This window comes from Gelidibacter algens (assembly GCF_001678675.1).
Lineage (GTDB): Bacteria > Bacteroidota > Bacteroidia > Flavobacteriales > Flavobacteriaceae > Gelidibacter > Gelidibacter algens.
Genome location: NZ_LZRN01000041.1, coordinates 1 through 20,227, shown reverse-complemented (window position 1 = coordinate 20,227; position 20,227 = coordinate 1). Strand labels below are relative to the sequence as shown.

General features: G+C 36.0%; 16 protein-coding genes. 8 read left to right on the top strand and 8 right to left on the bottom strand.

Going from position 1 to position 20,227, the window contains the following annotated elements; genetic code table 11:
• Positions 1-58: 58 nt before the first annotated feature.
• Positions 59-2,785, bottom strand: coding sequence for a TonB-dependent receptor (locus A9996_RS15620; protein ID WP_066437178.1), 2,727 nt, complete (start codon positions 2,783-2,785; stop codon positions 59-61).
• A 243-nt stretch (positions 2,786-3,028) separates the two neighbouring features.
• On the opposite strand from A9996_RS15620, the gene ychF reads away from it, so the two are divergent.
• The 4 genes from ychF (at position 3,029) to A9996_RS15600 (ending at position 9,658) form a co-directional block, all read left to right on the top strand.
• Positions 3,029-4,123: a redox-regulated ATPase YchF gene (gene ychF, locus A9996_RS15615; protein WP_066437176.1), complete on the top strand. Its 1,095-nt coding sequence runs from the start codon at positions 3,029-3,031 to the stop codon at positions 4,121-4,123.
• A gap of 534 nt (positions 4,124-4,657) precedes the next feature.
• Positions 4,658-6,523: a DNA topoisomerase IV subunit B gene (locus tag A9996_RS15610; RefSeq protein ID WP_066437173.1), complete on the top strand. Its 1,866-nt coding sequence runs from the start codon at positions 4,658-4,660 to the stop codon at positions 6,521-6,523.
• Positions 6,513-6,995: a hypothetical protein gene (locus tag A9996_RS15605; RefSeq protein ID WP_066437166.1), complete on the top strand. Its 483-nt coding sequence runs from the start codon at positions 6,513-6,515 to the stop codon at positions 6,993-6,995. Before A9996_RS15610 ends, A9996_RS15605 begins: the two co-directional genes overlap by 11 nt.
• An 11-nt stretch (positions 6,996-7,006) precedes the next feature.
• Positions 7,007-9,658 carry a DNA gyrase/topoisomerase IV subunit A gene (locus A9996_RS15600; RefSeq protein WP_066437158.1) on the top strand — a complete coding sequence of 884 codons (2,652 nt, stop codon included), beginning with the start codon at positions 7,007-7,009 and terminating at the stop codon, positions 9,656-9,658.
• Positions 9,659-9,900: 242 nt separating this feature from the next.
• On the opposite strand, the gene A9996_RS15590 is transcribed toward A9996_RS15600, so the two are convergent.
• The 5 genes from A9996_RS15590 to A9996_RS15570 all read right to left on the bottom strand — a co-directional run bounded on the left by A9996_RS15590 (position 9,901) and on the right by A9996_RS15570 (position 14,106).
• On the bottom strand, positions 9,901-10,794 hold the full coding sequence (locus A9996_RS15590) for a hypothetical protein (RefSeq protein ID WP_066437154.1): 894 nt from the start codon (positions 10,792-10,794) through the stop codon (positions 9,901-9,903).
• 53 nt (positions 10,795-10,847) lie between these two features.
• Positions 10,848-12,296 (bottom strand): MBOAT family O-acyltransferase, encoded by a 1,449-nt coding sequence (locus A9996_RS15585; RefSeq protein WP_066437152.1) that lies wholly within the window; start codon positions 12,294-12,296, stop codon positions 10,848-10,850.
• 159 nt (positions 12,297-12,455) lie between these two features.
• A complete protein-coding gene (locus A9996_RS15580) occupies positions 12,456-13,259 on the bottom strand; it encodes a TerC family protein (RefSeq protein WP_066437151.1) in 804 nt (267 codons plus the stop codon).
• Between the two features lie 2 nt (positions 13,260-13,261).
• The gene (locus A9996_RS15575; protein ID WP_066437146.1) at positions 13,262-13,648 is read right to left on the bottom strand and encodes a hypothetical protein; all 387 of its coding nucleotides are present in this window, start codon (positions 13,646-13,648) and stop codon (positions 13,262-13,264) included.
• 146 nt (positions 13,649-13,794) lie between these two features.
• The gene (locus A9996_RS15570) at positions 13,795-14,106 is read right to left on the bottom strand and encodes a helix-turn-helix domain-containing protein (protein ID WP_157487233.1); all 312 of its coding nucleotides are present in this window, start codon (positions 14,104-14,106) and stop codon (positions 13,795-13,797) included.
• A gap of 303 nt (positions 14,107-14,409) precedes the next feature.
• Here A9996_RS15570 and A9996_RS15565 point away from each other — a divergent pair, with 303 nt between their 5' ends.
• The 3 genes from A9996_RS15565 (at position 14,410) to A9996_RS15555 (ending at position 16,719) form a co-directional block, all read left to right on the top strand.
• The gene (locus A9996_RS15565) at positions 14,410-15,567 is read left to right on the top strand and encodes a M14 family metallopeptidase (protein ID WP_066437143.1); all 1,158 of its coding nucleotides are present in this window, start codon (positions 14,410-14,412) and stop codon (positions 15,565-15,567) included.
• A gap of 73 nt (positions 15,568-15,640) precedes the next feature.
• Positions 15,641-16,120 carry an Lrp/AsnC family transcriptional regulator gene (locus tag A9996_RS15560; RefSeq protein ID WP_066437140.1) on the top strand — a complete coding sequence of 160 codons (480 nt, stop codon included), beginning with the start codon at positions 15,641-15,643 and terminating at the stop codon, positions 16,118-16,120.
• A gap of 83 nt (positions 16,121-16,203) precedes the next feature.
• Positions 16,204-16,719, top strand: a complete 516-nt coding sequence (locus A9996_RS15555; RefSeq protein WP_066437138.1) for a DinB family protein — start codon at positions 16,204-16,206, stop codon at positions 16,717-16,719.
• On the opposite strand, the gene aroB is transcribed toward A9996_RS15555, so the two are convergent.
• Entirely contained in the window at positions 16,714-17,781 is a 1,068-nt protein-coding gene (gene aroB, locus A9996_RS15550; protein ID WP_066437135.1) for a 3-dehydroquinate synthase, read from the bottom strand. The two genes, A9996_RS15555 and aroB, sit on opposite strands and share 6 nt — an antisense overlap.
• Before the next feature lie 98 nt (positions 17,782-17,879).
• Between aroB and A9996_RS15545 the strand changes: the two genes are divergently transcribed.
• Positions 17,880-19,046, top strand: a complete 1,167-nt coding sequence (locus A9996_RS15545; RefSeq protein ID WP_066437216.1) for a proline dehydrogenase family protein — start codon at positions 17,880-17,882, stop codon at positions 19,044-19,046.
• Here A9996_RS15545 and A9996_RS15540 read toward each other — a convergent pair whose 3' ends face one another.
• Positions 19,047-20,192: a polysaccharide deacetylase family protein gene (locus tag A9996_RS15540; RefSeq protein ID WP_083993988.1), complete on the bottom strand. Its 1,146-nt coding sequence runs from the start codon at positions 20,190-20,192 to the stop codon at positions 19,047-19,049.
• Positions 20,193-20,227: the final 35 nt, after the last annotated feature.

The window sequence follows — 20,227 nt, the reverse complement described above, 5'->3', positions numbered from 1 at the left end:
TATCAAAGAAAAAACCGAGCAATTTGCTCGGTTTTTTTAATTTTAAACTGACGTGTTTTTAAAATCTGTAATTCATTTTGGCATAAAAATAAGCGCCTCCAAATCCCATTTGAACAGCATCCCAATAACCTCCGCCTTCAGTCCAATCATCCTGTTGGTCTGGATATATATTAAATAGATTGTTACTGCCAACATTTAGCTTAAGACTCTCTGAAAGTTTGAATCCAAAATTAATATCGGTAACCATTTTAGCTCCATAGGTATCAGTAGCGGCAGCAATTTGTTGTGCAAAGCCTCCATAATCAGCAGGGTCTTCAAAAGTTTGAAAGTCTAATAATTTTACTTCACTAAAGCGTGTAAAAGTTAAGCCCGCATCAAACCAGTTTTTATCATAAGTGAAGCTTAAGCTCAGTTTGCTGTCAGGTGCTGATGCTAATAAAAATGCTTTATCGCGCTCACCAAAAAAAGTCTGTTCGTTCAAACCACCATTTAATACATTGTCAATTTTCATGTCGTTGAAGTTGCCCAAGAAAGTAGCCCCAAAAGAACTGTCTTCGCTAATATTAGTTTTCCATGTCAAAATCACATCTAGACCTGTAGTTTTGGTGTCCACTCCGTTTGTAAAAAATTGGGCAGAGTCTACACCCTCAATATCTGGTGCATCAAATGTACCTGTTAATACAATCCGATCTTTTACGTGGATGTAATAACCGTCAATTGTTGCTGAAAATTGTCCAAATTTAGCAGTGAAACCTAATGCGGCATTGAAGGCTTTTTCTTCATACAACGGGCCTATTCCAAATGATGCAGTGACTGGGCTGTTATTAGGTGACAATAATTGATCACTGGCAACGCCTCCAATAAAATTGGTAAATCTCAAATTATAATAAATTTGGGCCAGAGATGGCGCTCTAAAACCTGTACTGACAGAACCACGAATATTAATTTTATCTGTAGCTTTAAAACGGGCAGCCAATTTTCCGTTAATGGTGCTTCCAAAATCACTGTAATCTTCAAATCGTGCAGCCAAACTCACTAAAAATCTGTCAGTAAGATCAAATTCACCATCAGCATACAGACTTATATTACTCCGGCTTCTATCAACCTCATTAGTAGGTGCATATCCAGGAAAACCTTGTGAGCCTCCTGGACGTGGAATGGCATTGCCATCATCATCTAAAATAAGGTTACCATTAGCATCCATATAATTTACGGTAGATGAATCAGGTGTATTGGCATTAAATGGAACGCCATTTATATCATAAGTAGCCCAAGAGCCTTCTTCACCAGCAAATATGATGAAATTTTCAGTCCTATATTCTGCACCAAAGGCTAAATTCATGCCGCTTAACACCCCATCATAATACTTAGAAATATCAAAATTGACGGTATTTTGGCTAAGACTATGGCCGCCCGCATCAAAATCAGTTGGAGAAACGTCAACTAAAGAAGCATTGAGGGTGCCTTTTATATAATAATGAAATTTGTTGAGACCATACGTGTTGCTAATATCGACTTTCCATCCGCCTGAAGTTTCAGTTCGTACACCAGCTACTACCGAATTATCCACAATTATGGATGTAATGCGTGGGGTAAACCCATTGGGGTATATGGATTCAACAACGCGCTCTGCACCATTTCTAGTAAAGGCATAGGCATCAGTATCTCTATAGTTCCGACCGCCAAACGCATAAATTTCTGTATTATCTGACACGGGCACGGCAAAATTTCCGAAGAAATTAAAGCCATCAATTGCGGCTTCTCCAAATCCTTTTCTAAAATCAAATGTAGGCCGTAGGGTATGGTTTTTGCTAAGGTATTCCGTGGTAAAATTGGCAAATCCACCGTTATTGCCCACTTTTACACCGTAATTTGCAGTGACTTTTATTGAGCCTCCATCAAAGTTTTTGTCTTTTCCGATGACATTGCCATCTTTTTCTGTGTCTAAATAAAACCCATCGGTGTTCCAAAGACCATAATCATCCTCTTGAAATGCGCTCGTATCAACATCAGCATTGGTGCTGTAAAAACCATAGTTTATGCTACCTGTAGCTACGTTTACATCATCTTTCAGAACAATGTTTATAACACCAGCGATGGCATCGGATCCATACTGAGCAGCTGCACCATCACGTAAAATCTCAATACGCTTAATGGACGCCGCAGGAATGGCGTTCAAATCGGTCCCTGTGTTACCGCGACCGCGTGTACCAAAAAGATTTATTAATGACGATTGATGGCGTCTCTTACCGTTTATTAAAACCAGTGTTTGGTCTGGGCCCAAACCACGCAGGGAAGCTGGGTCAATGTGGTCAGCACCATCACTACCAGATTGTTTATTGGCATTAAATGACGGGGCGGCGTATTGTAAAAGTTCATTAATTTCAACCTTTCCAAGTTGTGAGGTTACTTCAGAAACATCAATGATGTCAATAGCGACCGCGGTATCTAAGGACGTGCGTTTAGGGCTTCTAGATCCAACTAATACTACCTCTGCCAAACTTACGCCATCAGCAAGTGTGACATCAATTATAGATCGGTTATTAATAGGGATTTCTTGAGTATTTGATCCTACATAACTAAATACCAATGTGGCTGAACCACTGACGGCAATACTGTATTGACCTTCAAAATCTGTCTGCACACCATTGGTGGTTCCTTTTTCTATGACGTTTACACCTGTCATTGGGTTGCCTTCAGAATCTCTTACGGTTCCAGAAACATTCTGCGCTAAACATAAATTCATACTAACCACGGTTAGCAATAAACTAAAGATGTGTTTCATACTTCAATTGTTTTTGAGTTAATTAACATAAATATAATGATTATTGCTAAAAATTAAATTATTTCTAATAAAATGCCTTTCAGGTTTTATAATGTGAAATTTATTTAGAAATAAAGTAAAAATAAAACACTCAGAATAGCCCTTGAGATATCGTATAATATATTCAGATATTTCATTAAATTTGCATCCTGAAAATCAGGAATAATTGCATACATCATATTTGATGTGAAATACTAATATAAAATGAAAGCCGGAATTGTAGGATTGCCAAACGTAGGGAAATCAACCCTTTTTAACTGTTTATCTAACGCCAAAGCGCAAAGTGCCAACTTTCCGTTTTGTACCATTGAGCCAAATATTGGCATCGTCAATGTTCCAGATCCGCGATTGGAGCGGTTGGAAGCCCTTGTAAAACCTGTGCGCGTGCAACCTGCAACTGTAGAGATTGTAGATATTGCCGGTTTGGTGAAAGGTGCTAGTAAAGGTGAAGGTTTGGGTAACCAATTCTTGGCAAACATTAGAGAAACGGATGCTATTTTACACGTGTTGCGTTGTTTTGACAATGACAATATTATACATGTTGATGGCAATATTAATCCTATTAGAGACAAGGAGACCATTGATATGGAGCTTCAGTTGAAAGATTTGGAAACGGTTGATAAAAAACTTGAAAAGGTAAAACGCGCCGCTAAAACCGGAAATAAAGAAGCCCAGAAAGAGGAGGCTGTGTTACTGAAAATAAAGGCAGCCTTAGAGGCGGGAATATCTATCAGAACTTTGGAGTTTGACAAAGAAGACTATATTGACTTTGTTGATCCTGCTCAGTTTATTACAGACAAGCCAGTTATGTATGTTTGCAATGTTGATGAAGGCTCAGCTGCAACGGGTAACGCTTATGTGGAACAAGTAAGAGAAGCGGTTAAAGACGAGAACGCTGAAATATTAGTATTGGCAGTAGGTACAGAAGCTGATATTAATGAATTGGACAGTTATGAAGAGCGTCAAATGTTCTTACAGGATATTGGTCTGGAGGAGCCAGGATCTTCAAAATTGATCAGATCAGCTTATAAACTTTTAAAGCAACAAACTTATTTCACTGCAGGTGTTAAGGAAGTGCGTGCATGGACTATTGACGTTGGCGCAACCGCTCCACAAGCGGCAGGAGTCATCCATACGGATTTTGAAAAAGGATTTATCAGGGCTGAAGTGATTGCTTACGAGGATTTTTCTACTTTAGGTAGTGAGGCCAAAGTAAAGGAAGCTGGGAAAATGCGCGTTGAAGGTAAAGGCTATATCGTGAAAGATGGTGATGTGATGCATTTCCTATTTAATGTATAGACAATTGTCAATTAGACATTTCGAAATTAACGATTGCTTCTTTTTGATTGGAAAAACAGCTATCAGTTTGTAATTAGGGTAGCAATGGGATTTTCTCTCTATCTTTTACGATATTAAAAGTGTGATTTGTGATTTTATATTAGAGGAGTCACCAATTGATGGCATCTGCATTAACATTTTTTTTATATAAGGCCAATTTTATGCCTATCTTTAAATTTGATACAAAATTGAAATTCTATGAAAATTTTATTATGGCTTGTTGGGGCAATCATCTTCTTTGTGGTCCTTTATTACGTGTTTAAATTTGTGTTTATCACCTCCTTAATTATTGCCCTGGCAATTCTTATCATCCCTATATTATATTTTACATTCAAGAAAAAAAGTTGAAATTAGAGTTGGTATGGAATCTTCTTGATTTTAACTTCATGCTTTAGTTTCAATCTTAAAAACTTTGTTAATTACTTTAGCACAATGCGGTTTTATGTTTTGTAGCGAAATGCTATATTAGCAACCTATCTAAATTTTCATCCTTTTATGTCCCAAGAAACTGACTACACCGAAGATAATATACGTTCGCTCGATTGGAAAGAGCACATTCGTATGCGTCCAGGGATGTATATTGGGAAGCTTGGAGATGGCTCATCACCCGACGATGGCATTTATATTCTTCTAAAAGAAGTTTTAGATAATTCCATTGACGAATATGTTATGGGAGCCGGGAAAACTATTGAAGTTTCCATTCAGGGCAATAAGGTGATTGTCCGAGATTATGGACGTGGCATTCCGCTAGGAAAAGTGGTCGATGTGGTTTCCAAAATGAATACCGGTGGAAAGTATGACTCTAGGGCTTTCAAAAAATCTGTGGGTCTTAACGGGGTTGGTACCAAGGCGGTCAATGCGTTGTCCCATTTTTTTCGGGTAGAATCCACTCGTGATAATAAGTCCGCTTCCGCGGAATTTTCCCAAGGTAATCTCACCAACCAAGAGGTATTGGATGATACTTCAAGACGAAAAGGCACGAAAGTGTCCTTTATTCCGGATGAAGCAATTTTCAAAAATTATAAGTATCGTAACGAATATGTTGAGAAAATGCTCAAAAATTATGTGTATCTCAACACGGGCTTGACCATTCTTTTTAACGGAGAGAAATATTATAGTGAGAATGGATTAAAGGATCTATTGGAGGAAAACATCAAGGAGTCTGATGTGACTTATCCTATCATCCATCTTAAGGGCGAGGATATAGAAATAGCCTTAACCCATAGTAAAACACAATATAGCGAAGAATACCACTCTTTTGTGAATGGACAAAATACCACTCAAGGTGGGACGCACTTAGCGGCTTATCGCGAAGCACTCGTAAAAACCATACGTGAGTTTTACGGCAAAAATTATGACGCTTCTGATGTTCGAAAATCTGTGGTCACCGCAGTTGCCGTGAAAGTCATGGAGCCTGTTTTTGAAAGTCAGACCAAAACCAAGTTGGGCTCTACAGATATGGGAGGCAATTTGCCAACGGTGAGAACTTTTGTCAACGACTTTGTAAAAACACAATTAGATAATTTTTTGCACAAGAATCCTGAAACTGCTGATAAAATTCAGCGTAAAATACTTCAGGCAGAACGTGAGCGTAAAGAATTGTCAGGTATTAGAAAACTGGCTAAGGACAGGGCCAAGAAATCAAACCTTCATAATAAAAAGTTACGAGATTGCCGTGTTCATTTTGGGGACATTAAAAACAATCGTTATTTAGAGTCCACGTTATTTATAACGGAGGGTGATTCTGCATCAGGAAGCATCACCAAATCAAGGGATGTCAATACCCAAGCGGTATTTAGTTTGAGGGGTAAACCTTTGAATTCATATGGCATGAACAAAAAAATTGTTTATGAAAATGAAGAATTCAATCTGCTGCAAGCTGCTTTAAATATTGAAGAATCCATTGAGGATTTGCGCTATAACAATATTGTGATCGCTACAGATGCCGATGTGGATGGGATGCATATACGTTTATTGTTGATCACCTTCTTCTTGCAGTTTTTTCCAGAGCTGATTAAGGAAGGTCACTTGTATATTTTACAAACCCCATTGTTTAGGGTCAGAAATAAAAAGGAAACTATTTATTGTTATTCGGAGCAGGAGCGTCGTGATGCAATTGAAAAATTAAAACCTAAACCAGAAATCACCCGCTTTAAAGGGCTTGGTGAAATCTCACCCGATGAATTTGTCAATTTCATTGGAGAAAGCATTCGATTGGATCCAATAATGCTAGATAAAGATATGTCAATAGAAGCATTGCTTGAGTTTTACATGGGCAAAAACACACCTGACAGACAAGAATTTATAATTGACAATCTAAAGGTGGAATTAGATATAGTGGAGGAAGTTCATGAGAACTAATAATGCGCAGGTTAAAAATATCATTATATCAGTCTACTTTATTCTGATTGTTCTTGCTATTGTATTGGCAACGGTTTTCAGTGCCTTCAGCCACCTAACATCAAATCCGCTATTGACTTTTCTAATCATTTTTGGTGGATTTCTAGTCTTGTTTTTTTCAGTACATGCCATTTCAAAATATTTTGAATATGATAGTGATGGTATCAAAGTCGTCATTATCAACAGGGGTCTTTTGTTGTCAGAATACTTAAACTATAGAGAACATAAATTAGAATTTGACAAGCACCGCTTATCGGCCTTCAAATTCAAAAATTATGTTGTTTTCAAAAGTTTGACACTTCATATTAATAACCCGAAAGGACATATCAAAAAAGAAACTTTTAACGTAACCTTGGTCACTAAAAAGAAAAGACGCTATATTGGTCAGTCCTTAAGCAAGATGGTCAAAAATAATACTAAACCTACTAACTAACACCCGCTATTTTGGAAGACGATCACCTACATAATGAAGACGAAAACATTCAGGAAAACGCCGGCAATGAAACCATTACTCGTGTTTCAGGGATGTTTAAAGATTGGTTTTTGGATTATGCTTCCTATGTTATTCTTGAACGAGCAGTTCCGGCTATAGAAGACGGATTTAAACCTGTTCAGCGTCGCATCATGCAGTCTATGAAAGATCTAGACGATGGGCGATATAATAAAGTCGCCAATATTGTTGGGCATACCATGCAATACCATCCTCATGGTGATGCCAGTATTGCAGATGCTATGGTGCAAATTGGACAAAAAGACATCTTGATTGATACGCAAGGAAACTGGGGAAATATTCTAACGGGAGACAGTGCTGCAGCATCACGATATATTGAGGCGCGCTTATCTAAATTTGCTATAGATGTGGTTTTCAATCCGAAGATTACTGAATGGCAAGCCTCTTATGATGGCAGACGAAAGGAGCCTGTTAACCTTCCGGTGATGTTCCCATTATTGTTAGCGCAGGGTGGCGAAGGGATAGCTGTTGGACTTTCAACCAAAATTCTCCCACATAATTTTATTGAATTGATTGATGCGTCAATCAAACATCTTAACGGAAAGAAATTTACTATTTATCCCGATTTTCCAACTGCGGGAATTATAGATATCACAGACTACAAAGACGGACTGCGCGGCGGAAAAGTGCGCGTACGGGCAAAAATTTCACAAATGGACAAAAGCACTTTGGTCATTAATGAAATTCCTTTTAGCACCAATACATCGTCGTTGATTGATTCTATTTTAAAAGCGAATGATAAAGGCAAAATAAAAATCAAGAAGATTGAAGACAATACCTCGTCGTCAGTAGAGATTTTGGTCCATTTACCGTCAGGAATTTCGCCAGATAAAACCATTGACGCTTTATATGCCTTCACCAATTGTGAGGTTTCAATTTCTCCATTGGGTTGTGTCATTGAAGATAACAAACCACTATTTGTGGGGGTTACGGAAATGTTGCGTCGTTCTACAGACAACACCGTTCAGCTTTTAAAGCAGAATCTTGAATTGAAGTTGGATGAGTATGAAGAACAGTGGCATTTTGCATCCTTGGAACGGATATTTATCGAAAACAGGATTTACCGTGATATTGAGGAAGAAGAAACCTGGGATGGTGTTATTACTGCCATTGATAAAGGACTTCAGCCACATATTAAACACTTAAAACGTGCCATTACCACTGAAGATATTGAGCGCTTAACTGAAATCCGAATCAAGCGTATTTCTAAATTTGATATTGATAAAGCACAGCAAAAAATTGATGCCCTCGAAGATCAAATTGCCCAAGTGAAACATGACCTGGCTCATTTAGTGGATTATGCCATAGCTTATTTTACAAGACTCAAAAATGATTATGGCAAAGGAAGGGAGCGTTTGACGGAAATCCGTTTGTTTGATGATGTAGATGCTACAAAAGTGATTATCAGGAACACCAAGCTTTACGTCAATAGAGAAGAAGGTTTTGTGGGCACGTCTCTCAAAAGAGATGAGTATGTATGTGATTGTAGTGATATTGATGATATTATTGTGTTTACTCGAGACGGCAAAATGATGATCACGAAGGTTGATGCCAAAACATTTGTAGGGAAGGATATCATAAATGTGGAAGTATTTAATAAAAAAGACAAACGTACCATTTATAATATGATATATCGTGATGGCGCCAAAGGACCATCCTATGTCAAGCGTTTTTCTGTTACCGGCGTCACGCGAGATAAGGAATATGATTTGACCAACGGCAGCAAAGGCTCCACCGTTTTGTATTTCTCTTCCAATCCTAATGGGGAGGCTGAAGTGATCACTATTTTCCTAAGACAGGTGGGAAGTATAAAAAAACTGAAATGGGATCTTGATTTCACAGAAATTTTAATCAAAGGCCGAAATTCCAAAGGCAATCAAGTTACCAAATATGCCATTAAGAAAATTGAACTTAAAGAGAAAGGCATTTCAACCTTAAAACCGCGTAAAATATGGTTCGATGATACTGTGCAACGATTAAATGTAGACGGCAGAGGCGAATTGATAGGGGAATTTAGAGGTGAAGATCGCTTGTTGATCATCAACCAATCAGGTATTGTAAAGACAATTTTACCAGAATTAACGTCGCGTTTTGACAGCGATATGATTATTTTGGAAAAATGGGTTCCTAAAAAACCAATTTCTGCTATTTATTTTGAGGGTGAAAAAGAGCGATTTTACGTAAAGCGTTTCCTGATTGATCAAGAAGGGAAAGAAGAGTTGTTTATTTCAGAACATCCTAAATCGCATTTGGAAATTATTTCAACTGATTGGAAGCCAATTGCTGAAGTGGAATTAACGAAGGAGCGCGGCAAAGAGAGAAAAGATAACTTAGAGGTCAATCTGGAAGAATTCATTAGTGTTAAAGGTATTACAGCTTTAGGGAATCAATTGACAAAAGAAAAAGTCAACCAAATTAGTTTGTTGGAACCATTGCCGTACGAGGCTCCTGAGGAGGTGCCGGCTGAGGAGATTGAGGTTGTTGATGAGGATGATATTTCAGAAGATACACCTTCTAAAACTATTAAAACTGATGAGGAAGAGGACTCTGATGATGACGGAAATGGACAAGGAAAGTTATTTTAGACTTCCAGTATCGTTGTAATTATATACGAAAGTGACTCTACTGATTTTGTGTACATATGCTTTGTACCTTTTAGATACTATTGTCTTTTGTGTCTTTGTAGAGGTTTGAAGAATTTTAATTATAATAAAGGCTATCGGTAAGAAAAAATGCTCAAGTTGAGAAGCATACATTGAGTGTTTTTTAATAGTGATGCCCAAGGTCACATCATTTCAAAGTAGAAAAATCAAAAACGAGGTTTACTTTATTTTTTATTGGACTCTTTAATGCGATCATCTATTAAGGATTGCTTGTGATCTGAATTTAGAATATTATTCTCAATTAGATCGTTAAAGAGTGTGGTAAATTTCTTGGCTCCTTTATAATTTAGATGTTGTAAATCTAAATAATTATTATTGGGGAAATCCATTGTTGAAAAATCTAACAAGTCCACATCACTGAATTGCGTTTTCAATACGTTTTGGTAAACAGCTTCATTACTCAAAGCGTCATAGAGTGGGTGGAAAGGACTTCTAATGAGAAAAACTTTAATATTCCTTTCCCTACAATATTCTATCATTTTTCTTAAATAATTTAGATTGATTTCAGAAAGGGAATGGTTTTCAGATATTGAAACATTGAACTTGTTGTTGGCAATTATTTCATCTACTTTACTGCGCTTTGAATACGCATATCCTCCAATCTCATCTATTAAATAGTAATCACCTCCAATTATACGGTATAAGTATTTACGAGTTGCTACGGAATAACTTGAGAGCAAATCTGTTGGATTGTGTTTCAGTAATATTTTAAAGTCTTCAGGATCCATAAAAGGACCGTAATATTGTAAACGAAATGACATTTGGTCATAGCCCCAAATCCACTCATCCATTACACTATCAACATGGTTGTTAGTAAATTCTATAAATACTGTATTTATATGTTTGTTAGCACTAACTACCTTTCTTAATTTTTGATAATTGTAGAAATATGACTCTCCAGAAGCAGAAAGATTAAGGCTGTTTTTAAGAATGGAATCGTTTACTGAATGTTCAGAGTGTGAATGGCCAACAACTAGCTTCGTTATATTTTTATCGATTTTAAAACTTGACTGCGACTTCACTATATAATAAGCGCCTATTGAAATAGCTAAGACCAATAGAACTGCTATAGAATAAAAAGAAAATTGTTTTTTTTATAAAAGTCTTCATATTAAAACTGGAAATAAATAAATTCTTGTTCCTTACCCATAAATAAAAATATTAAACAGATAATGGCCAGATAAAAGGCAATTCTCAAACTTCTATTCCAATTAAGCCCTAGATGTTCTAAACCATATTGAGATTCTCTTCCAAGCCATTCAATGAACATTAAAAACCCTATGAGAACTAGAACTTCCATTGCATGTGTTCTGTTCTCAAACTCTGGAATAGAGAATAAGCTTTTCGAAAAAATACCTATTAAATATTCTATGGCTTGGGTAACAGAGTCTGCTCTAAAAAATACCCAAGCAAGTACAGTAAGTAAAAAGGTTGAAATAATATTTAAGATTTCCTTTAAGGAGGGTATTAATCGGCCTTCAGCGACATCACCAATATTAGCTCTATTTTTTTTAGCTAATAGCAGTGGAAGGAAATAAATAGCATTTAATGCTCCCCAAACTATAAAGGTCCAGTTGGCACCATGCCAAAAACCACTAACTATAAATATTATAAAAGTATTGCGCACTTTCATTAACGTTCCGCCTTTACTCCCTCCTAGTGGGATATATAAATAATCCCTAAACCATGTAGACAATGATATATGCCAGCGTCTCCAAAACTCAGCAATGTCTCTGGAGAAATATGGAAAGGCAAAATTTTGTTTTAAGTTAAACCCAAACAATCGAGACGTTCCAATTGCGATATCTGAGTAACCTGAGAAATCACCATATATTTGGAACGTAAAGAATATAGCTCCTAACAGTAATCCACTACCACCATATTCTGTGTGGTTATTGAAAAATTCATTCGCAAATTCGGCACAATTATCTGCAATGACTATTTTTTTGAACATCCCCCAAAGTATTTGACGCAGTCCGTCAACAGCTTGATTATGTTCAAATTTACGCTTTGTATAAAACTGAGGTAATAAATTTGTAGCTCGTTCAATAGGACCAGCAACCAATTGTGGAAAGAAACTAACAAAGGCAGAAAATGCTACGATGTCCTTAGTAGGTGTAATTTTCTTTCGGTAAACATCTATAGTATAACTTAAGGTTTGAAACGTATAAAAGCTTATCCCAACGGGTAATATGATTTTTAGAGAGCTTGCGCGTAATTCAGTTCCAAAAAAAGTGAATGCTGTAATTAAGTTATCTAAGAAAAAATTATAATATTTAAAAAACCCAAGAAATCCCAAGTTTACGATGATACTGATCCATAGATAGAGTTTTCGTTTTTTTTGATTGTCTTCATTAGAGAGCGCAACGCCAATAGAATAATCTACAATTGTACTGAAAACAATGAGTGATAAAAACCGCCAGTCCCACCAACCATAGAACAAATAACTTGCAGCTACAATTAGCAAGTTCTGAAGTTTTAAATTTTTTTGACAGAAAAACCAATATAGGATAAAGACTACAGGTAGAAATATCGCAAAGTCTATTGAATTAAATAACATTAACTGAAAATTTTATAGATTTGGACAAATCCGGAAAACACTTAAATAATTGTGAAATATAGCAAAATCACATACGCACATCTTAAAATGTATAAGAATTTAGTTGAGGGGCTAAAAATTAACGTTATACAGCTGTTCAGTTCGTTTTTTAAGTAACTGTCATAATAAGGGCTTTTTGTCTCTCTTCTTATTGATCCTAACATTCAAGAACTCCACAAATAAAGAGAAGGCAATCGCAAAATAAAGATATCCTTTTGGAATGGCGCCTACGGTTTCTCCGAAAAATTGAGTATCAGAAAGATGTGCAGCTTCTGTAATCAGCATAAAACCAATCAAAATCAAAAAAGCGAGTCCCAATAGTTGCATGCTAGGATGTACATCTATAAACTTACGTATTGGGTTTGCAAACCCAATCATGATACCGATAGAAATTACCACGGCAATTATCATCAACACTAAGTTGTAGTTGTGATTGGGATGTAGATTGTTGGTCATTCCGACAGCCGTAAGAATGGAGTCAATGGAAAATATAAAATCGATCAACATAATTTGAACTATCGCCTGTTTTAACGACGTGATCTTTTTACTCTTGAGCTGGTTTTCATCATGTTGTGGAGATTCTACCTTTTCCCTGATTTCTGAGGTGCTTTTATAAATAAGAAAGAGGCCACCAGCAAATAAAATAATCGCTTGCCAACTCACGGCAACTTTTAGCCAACTTGTATCTAATATATAGAATGGTTTAGAAAGACCGATAAGGAAGCTCACAAAGAACAACAATATGATGCGCTGCAGCATAGCTAGCAAGAGGCCTATATTGGTTGCTTTCGCTCTTTTTTCAATTGGAAGCTTATTGGCGGCAATAGATATGAAAACGATATTGTCAATCCCTAAAATAATCTCTAAAAAGGTTAAGGTTAACAAAGCCATGATGGCATCAGTTGTCAATAAAAAATCTAACATGCTTATTTTACCTTAGTTGCAGTTCCTTGTTCAACTCGCTTTGCTTGGCTTCCTGGTTGAACGGCCAGGCTGTATTCAAAAGTATAAGAATCCTCAGAAGTGGTCAAAATCTTCATGTGGATCGCTTTTTCTTCACTCATGTTTTTCGGATTGATATGTTTCATGATAAATTCACAATCGTTGATCCAACGTATAGATGCGGTATCAATCTTATTTTCGTAATAATCGATATTTAAATCATCAGTTCTTATAAACCGACCTGTTTTCTCAACGCCATCTGTAGTGTAAGTAAATTCAAATGTACCTGTTTTAAAATCTTTACAGTTTCGGTCTTTATTATAGCAACTTGTCAAAAGAAGTAAAAGAATAAGGGGCAATGAGAATTTCATGTGTTTAGGATTTAAACACAAAATTAGTCAAAAGAAAACTATTGCCGAATGAAAATTTTAAAGTTGACGTATTGATTAAAGAAACGGAGAATTAATTTTTTACAAAATCTTCAAAGGTTCCATCCTTATAAAAAATAACAATCTTATCAATTACTTTTATTTGCTGTATCAATTTTTGGGAGCGATGCGCTTTCTTGTTTTTTTTCCGGGATTGGTAAAATTTGATCAGGTTGAAATGGGAATTCTCCTTTTCCATTCAACAACCAATAGAGTTCAACTTCGGGATAGAAGGACAAAACTTTCAAGACAAAATCCAAACTTGGTTTATTCCTTCCAGACAAAATATGTGAAATACTCGAACGCTGAACACCTATTTTTTCAGAGAAAGAAGAGGCGCTTTCAGAGTAGTAATCGATGACTTTTTGGAGTCGTTTTGCAAAATCATCACTGTTTATCATTGTAAACAAAAATTTAGACTGATTGAAGTTACAAATGTAACAAATACCGTTCTTTTAATCTTATTAATTCGATATTATTGCTATTAATGGTTAAAGTAACTTTTTAAACAGAAGTTATTAAATTATTAGTTTTCAATAAATTAGAATCAAAAATATATACCTGTAATTTTTTGTCTGTATAAATACCTAAAAGGCTTCAAGTCCCACATATGATTTGTATAGGAATGTAAACAAAAGATCTAAAGTTCAGTGTTTACAAATGTAAATTATCAATTGTTTACATTTGTATCACAACAATCACACATGACTATAGCACACTTACAAAACGACTATCAATATTATTATGAGCCATCACTTTTTGGTCGGTATATTAATGCTGATCACTTAAAAAACCTTCTTGAAAAACACAGCGAATTTTTTGAAGTCGCAGTCATTGGAAAGTCGGTTTTGAATGAAGACATTCATTTTATAAAAATCGGTACTGGTGAAAAAAGGATTTTGATGTGGTCACAAATGCACGGAAACGAAAGCACAACCACTAAAGCGTTATTCGATCTATTAAATGTCCTATCTGACCATTCCAATGAAACCGTTAACAATCTATTGGCTGCAGTCACCATAGGGATCATTCCCATGTTAAATCCTGATGGTTCCAGGGCTTATACAAGACAAAATGCAAATGAAGTTGATTTGAATAGGGACGCACAAGATTTAACGCAACCAGAAAGTAGGGTGCTTAGAAGGTGTTTTGATAGTTTCAAGCCCAATTTCTGTTTTAATCTTCACGATCAGCGCACTATATTTAGTGCCGGTTCTACTAGTATACCCGCAACTGTTTCTTTCCTATCGCCAGCTCAAGATGAGGCTTGTTCTATAACAGAAACCCGTAAAAAGGCTATGGACATAATTGTTAAGATGAATGAAGTTCTTCAAAAACACATACCAGCTCAAGTGGGAACTTATGACGACGCTTTTAATATAAACTGCGTTGGCGATGCTTTTCAAACATTAAACGTGCCTACAATCCTTTTTGAAGCTGGGCACTATTGTAATGATTACAACAGAGAAAAGGTCAGAGCCTTGATTTTCCAATCCCTTTGGACGGCTGTAATGGAGATCGCTTTTGAAGATTTAAAAGGCATACAAGCCGAGGCATATTTTAAGATCCCGCAGAATGAAAAGCTATTCTATGACATAATCATCAGAAACGCGAAGTTGAAAATAGACGATAGTTGTCAACTTTTGGATGTGGCCATTCAATATGAAGAGACATTGGACCAGGATCTGGTTGTATTTATCCCTAAAATTGTAAAATTTTCTGACTTGAGCCATTTTTTTGGACATAAAGAGATTGATGCCAAAGAGCGTGAAGTATTTGTAGGAGATCATCAACATCTAAAAGAAGGTTCCGCAATCGATTTCGTTACAATTAATTTCCAGAAACATCATCTAAATGTCTAAATAAAGTGCTAATTGATGTATTATCTTCAATAATTTTCTATTATTTTTGTATAAAATTTAATAATTTTAGAAAATGGGAAAGTTCAAATTAGATGAAATAGATCATCAAATTTTAGACATGTTAATCGATAATACGCGCATTCCGTTTACGGATATCGCTAAAAAACTGGTGATTTCAGCAGGGACAGTTCACGTAAGGGTCAAAAAAATGGAAGAGGCAGGTATAATCCAAGGATCTTCGTTAACACTGGATTACAAGAAGCTAGGCTATTCTTTCATTGCCTATGTCGGGATTTTTCTAAACAATACCTCGCAAACAAAATTTGTTTTGGAGCGCATTAATGAAATTCCATTTGTTACGGTAGCACATATAACTACTGGAAAATTCAATATTTTTTGCAAGGTAAGGGCCAGAAACACTTCTCATGCCAAAGATATTATCTTTATGTTAGATGACATTGATGGCATCTATAGAACAGAGACCATGATTTCATTGGAAGAGAGCATCAATGATAAGAAACGTCTTATGCATTCCATTTTCAACGAACTCTAATTATTTTAACATTTATAAGTATAGACCCTTTGTTGAGAAATCGATAAAGGGTATTTTTATGGATAGTATTTAAATATGTAGATATGACAATTAGTAAATTAAGCTCCGACGAATATAATCCGTATTATCAGCCTTATATTGATAAGGTTGGAGGCGGTGATATACACAAGACCTTGAAAAATAACCGTGAGGTAGTGACCTCTTTTTTTAAGGGTATTAGCAATGACAGGCTTAGCTTTCGGTATGCTGAAGATAAATGGACTATTAAAGAAATCCTTTTGCATGTAATTGATACAGAACGAGTGTTTGCCTATCGTGCGCTATGTATTGCGAGACAAGATAAAACGAAATTGCCCGGATTTGATCAAGATGCTTATGTTGCCTATTGCCATGCTAATGAAAGAACTTTAGAAAGTCTTCTATCAGAATACAACAACGTCCGTGCTGCAACGGTGTCCCTATTTGAGAGTTTTGATGACAAGGCCCTTACTCAAATAGGGATTGCAAGTGAGAGCGCGCTCTCTGTTAGGGCCGTTGCGTTTATTATTGTTGGCCATGAGAACCATCACCTTCAAATAATTAAAGCGCGCTATCTATGATTTATAATATTCAAAGGCTCTAACGAGCAATTCGTGTTCTACCAAGCAATCAATTTTCGGCTTGCCAATCTGTTCTAATAGCACAAAATTGATGTTGCCGTGTTCATTCTTTTTATCATATTTTAAAAGATCAATGATGGCGCCGTAGTCAGAACTATCGATTGTCACTTTGTCGAAAATTTTAAGAAATGCCTGTTTTATCGCTTCTAGATCATCTTTTGGAAATCCCAATAGTTCAGATGAGATATACGTCTCCATGATCATTCCAATAGCAATGGCTTCTCCGTGAAGTAGTTCTTCTTTGTCTGACTGGCTTAAAAAATAAGACTCGATGGCATGCCCTAAAGTATGTCCAAAATTGAGAGTTTTACGCAGGCCATTTTCATACGGGTCTTCGGTGACAATAGTATTTTTAATTTGAACTGATTCATGAATTAAGCCATCCAAATCAATTAAGGTCAAGATGTTTAGGTCCAAAAATTTATTCCAATAACTTTTATCATATATAAGTCCGTGCTTGAGCATTTCTGCCAATCCACTTTTTAAATGATTTTGAGGAAGCGTGTCTAAAAAGCTCGTGTCTATAACCACCATATCTCCAGAAGAGATGACGCCAACCTGATTTTTAAGAGCGCCAAGATCAACACCTGTTTTACCGCCTACCGATGCATCTACCATTGCCAAAAGGGATGTTGGTACATTGATATACTTCAAGCCTCGCTTGAATGTACAGGCTACAAATCCTCCTAAATCAGTAACAACGCCTCCGCCTAAGTTGATAATAAGTGCCTTTCTATCTGCGCCTAAATCTGACAAGGCACTCCATACCCCGACGCATGTCTCTATGTTTTTATGGGCTTCTCCAGCTTCAATTTCTATAATTTCGCACTCCAAATTTGTTTCTAAATGGGACAAAAAATGTGGTAAACAATGGCTGTGGGTATTGTTGTCAACAATTATAAAAATTTTGGAAAAACGATTGTCTTTCAGGTAGTTGTTTAGCTTGTCGTATCCGTTAGTGTTAAAATGAACAGTATACGTGTCATTGGTTATCGAGATCATTAAAAATAGTGGTTTAAAGAAAGGTTGAAAATAAGCAGTTTTTAATTAAATAATAGAGAATGAATAAATATCTTTGCAATTATTTTTCTACAATGACAATACCTAAAATTTTTGAAAATACCGAGGTCGCTTTTAGCCTCAAAAGTGACTCCGAACTTGAACGTGCTTATTGGTTGTTTAAGATGATTTCCTGTCAACCCTTAGTTAGGATAGGCACAGCAGCCACCAACTTTGCTTTGAACGCAAATCTACCCGTCGAAGGCCTGATTCGATCAACCGTTTTTGACCATTTTTGCGGCGGTGTCAATGAACAGGATTGTTTGCCCGTAATTGATAGTATGTATGCAAAAAACGTGAGTTCTGTTTTGGATTTCTCTGTTGAAGGGAAAGAAATGGAGTCTTTTTTTGATGCTGCGATGGAGAAAACACTAAAAATCATCAATTTCGCAGATGAGAAAAAATCAATGCCTATTGCCGTATTTAAGCCTACAGGTTTTGGGCGTTTCCATCTTTACCAGAAAAAAAGTGAAGGAGAAGCCTTTACTGAAAAAGAGCAAGAAGAATGGAATAGAGTAGTGGCACGTTATGACTCCGTCTGCAAATTGGCCAAAGAAAAGGATGTTGAGATCTTGATTGATGGAGAAGAAAGCTGGATGCAGGATGCCGCTGATGAGTTGTGTGAAGCTATGATGCGAAAATACAATACTGGAATTCCTATAGTCTACAACACCTTACAATTATACAGATGGGATAGACTAGATTATCTGAAACAACTTCATGAACGCGCAAAAAAAGATGGTTTTACAATTGGTGTTAAGATTGTGCGTGGTGCCTATATGGAGAAAGAACGCGAAAGGGCCGATGAAAAAGGCTATGAGTCGCCAATATGCGCTAACAAGGCAGCCACAGATTTAAATTTTGATGAGACCTTAGAATATATTCTCAGAAATCTACAAACGATCTCATTGTTTATAGGTACCCATAATGAGCAAAGTAGTTATTTGGCCATGCAGATGATGGCCGACCTCAACATTGAAAAGAATGATAACCGCGTTTGGTTTGGACAATTATACGGTATGAGTGATCATATTAGTTTTAACCTTGCTGACCATGGCTATAATGTAGCTAAATATGTCCCTTTTGGTCCTGTAAAAGACGTGATGCCTTATTTGATACGAAGGGCCGAGGAAAATACTTCGGTGGCCGGTCAGACAAGTAGGGAGCTCATGCTGCTTAAAGCAGAAAGACAAAGGAGGAAAATATAGTTATTTAAATATCCTATCTAAAATAAGGATTTTTAATTTTTGAATACGATAAAGATTCTTATTGAAATTTTTTCCTAAATGATATTTAAATAGATTGACGAGAAAGTTAGGGTTTTCTATATAGTGATTCTTTATGGGCGTTGAAATAAAAGAAGTCATTGCAAAACGTCTAATGCTTTTATAATCACCGAGGTTTCTTTTGACAAAATCATTATTTTTAGCTGAAAATGTTGAAGCTTTATAACCAGCTTCTATAGATAAATCTACACTTAGCTGGTTGTATCCTCCTCCAGGCCAACATAAGTAACTAATTTTTTTGTTAAGTTTTTCTTCTAAAATTCTCTTACTTTCAAATAGTTCATAACGATACCTTTTTTCCATCTCTTCATCCGACTCGTATGTTCCAGGATAAATTTTAAGCTTCTCGTTCAATTTATTTATTTGGGCAGTCTTATTTTTATTATCAGCATTGCAAGAATACATGTCAATAGCATAATTTACCAATTCCTTATCTGGAAAATAACGTCTTAAACCCAATGCTCTTCCAAAATCAAATATTGGACTGCCGTTAGGAACATATTGTTGCTGACTTTCAGCTGTGTAATAAGGTTTTCTCTCTGGTTTGTTGTTCCAAGCCATCCAATCATACTGTTTTTGACCGTTATATATATCTTTGATCTGGTCAGAATGGAAATAAAAATTGTGGCTCATACTGTGTGATTGGACATCCATTACCCCTGTAGATTCCATTCTTTGTAATTCTGACCAATTAAGAAATCCGAGTGGGGCTAATTGACTTCTGTCTATTTTTTTGTTCCAAACATCATCTAAATTGTATCTGTTTTCCTCCGAAGGATCAATAAACTCAGGATTTACAAATATGGTTCCTTTTAAATCATACTTTTTTAATATTGGATAAGCGTACACCCAATTATCCAGATAGCCATCATCAAATGTGATAACAACCTGTTTTTTGGAAGTTGAAGTTTTTTTGCTTTCTAACCACTCATCTAAAAATAGTGTTTCGAAATTGTTCTTAACCAAATATTTGCAAAAATTTTCAAAATGATCTAAAGACACAGATAGCCAATTACGATACCAGTTTTCATTTTCACATCCAATACTGTGGAACATTAATACAGGCATAAAAACAATTTATTTTGAGATTAAAAAAAAACTAA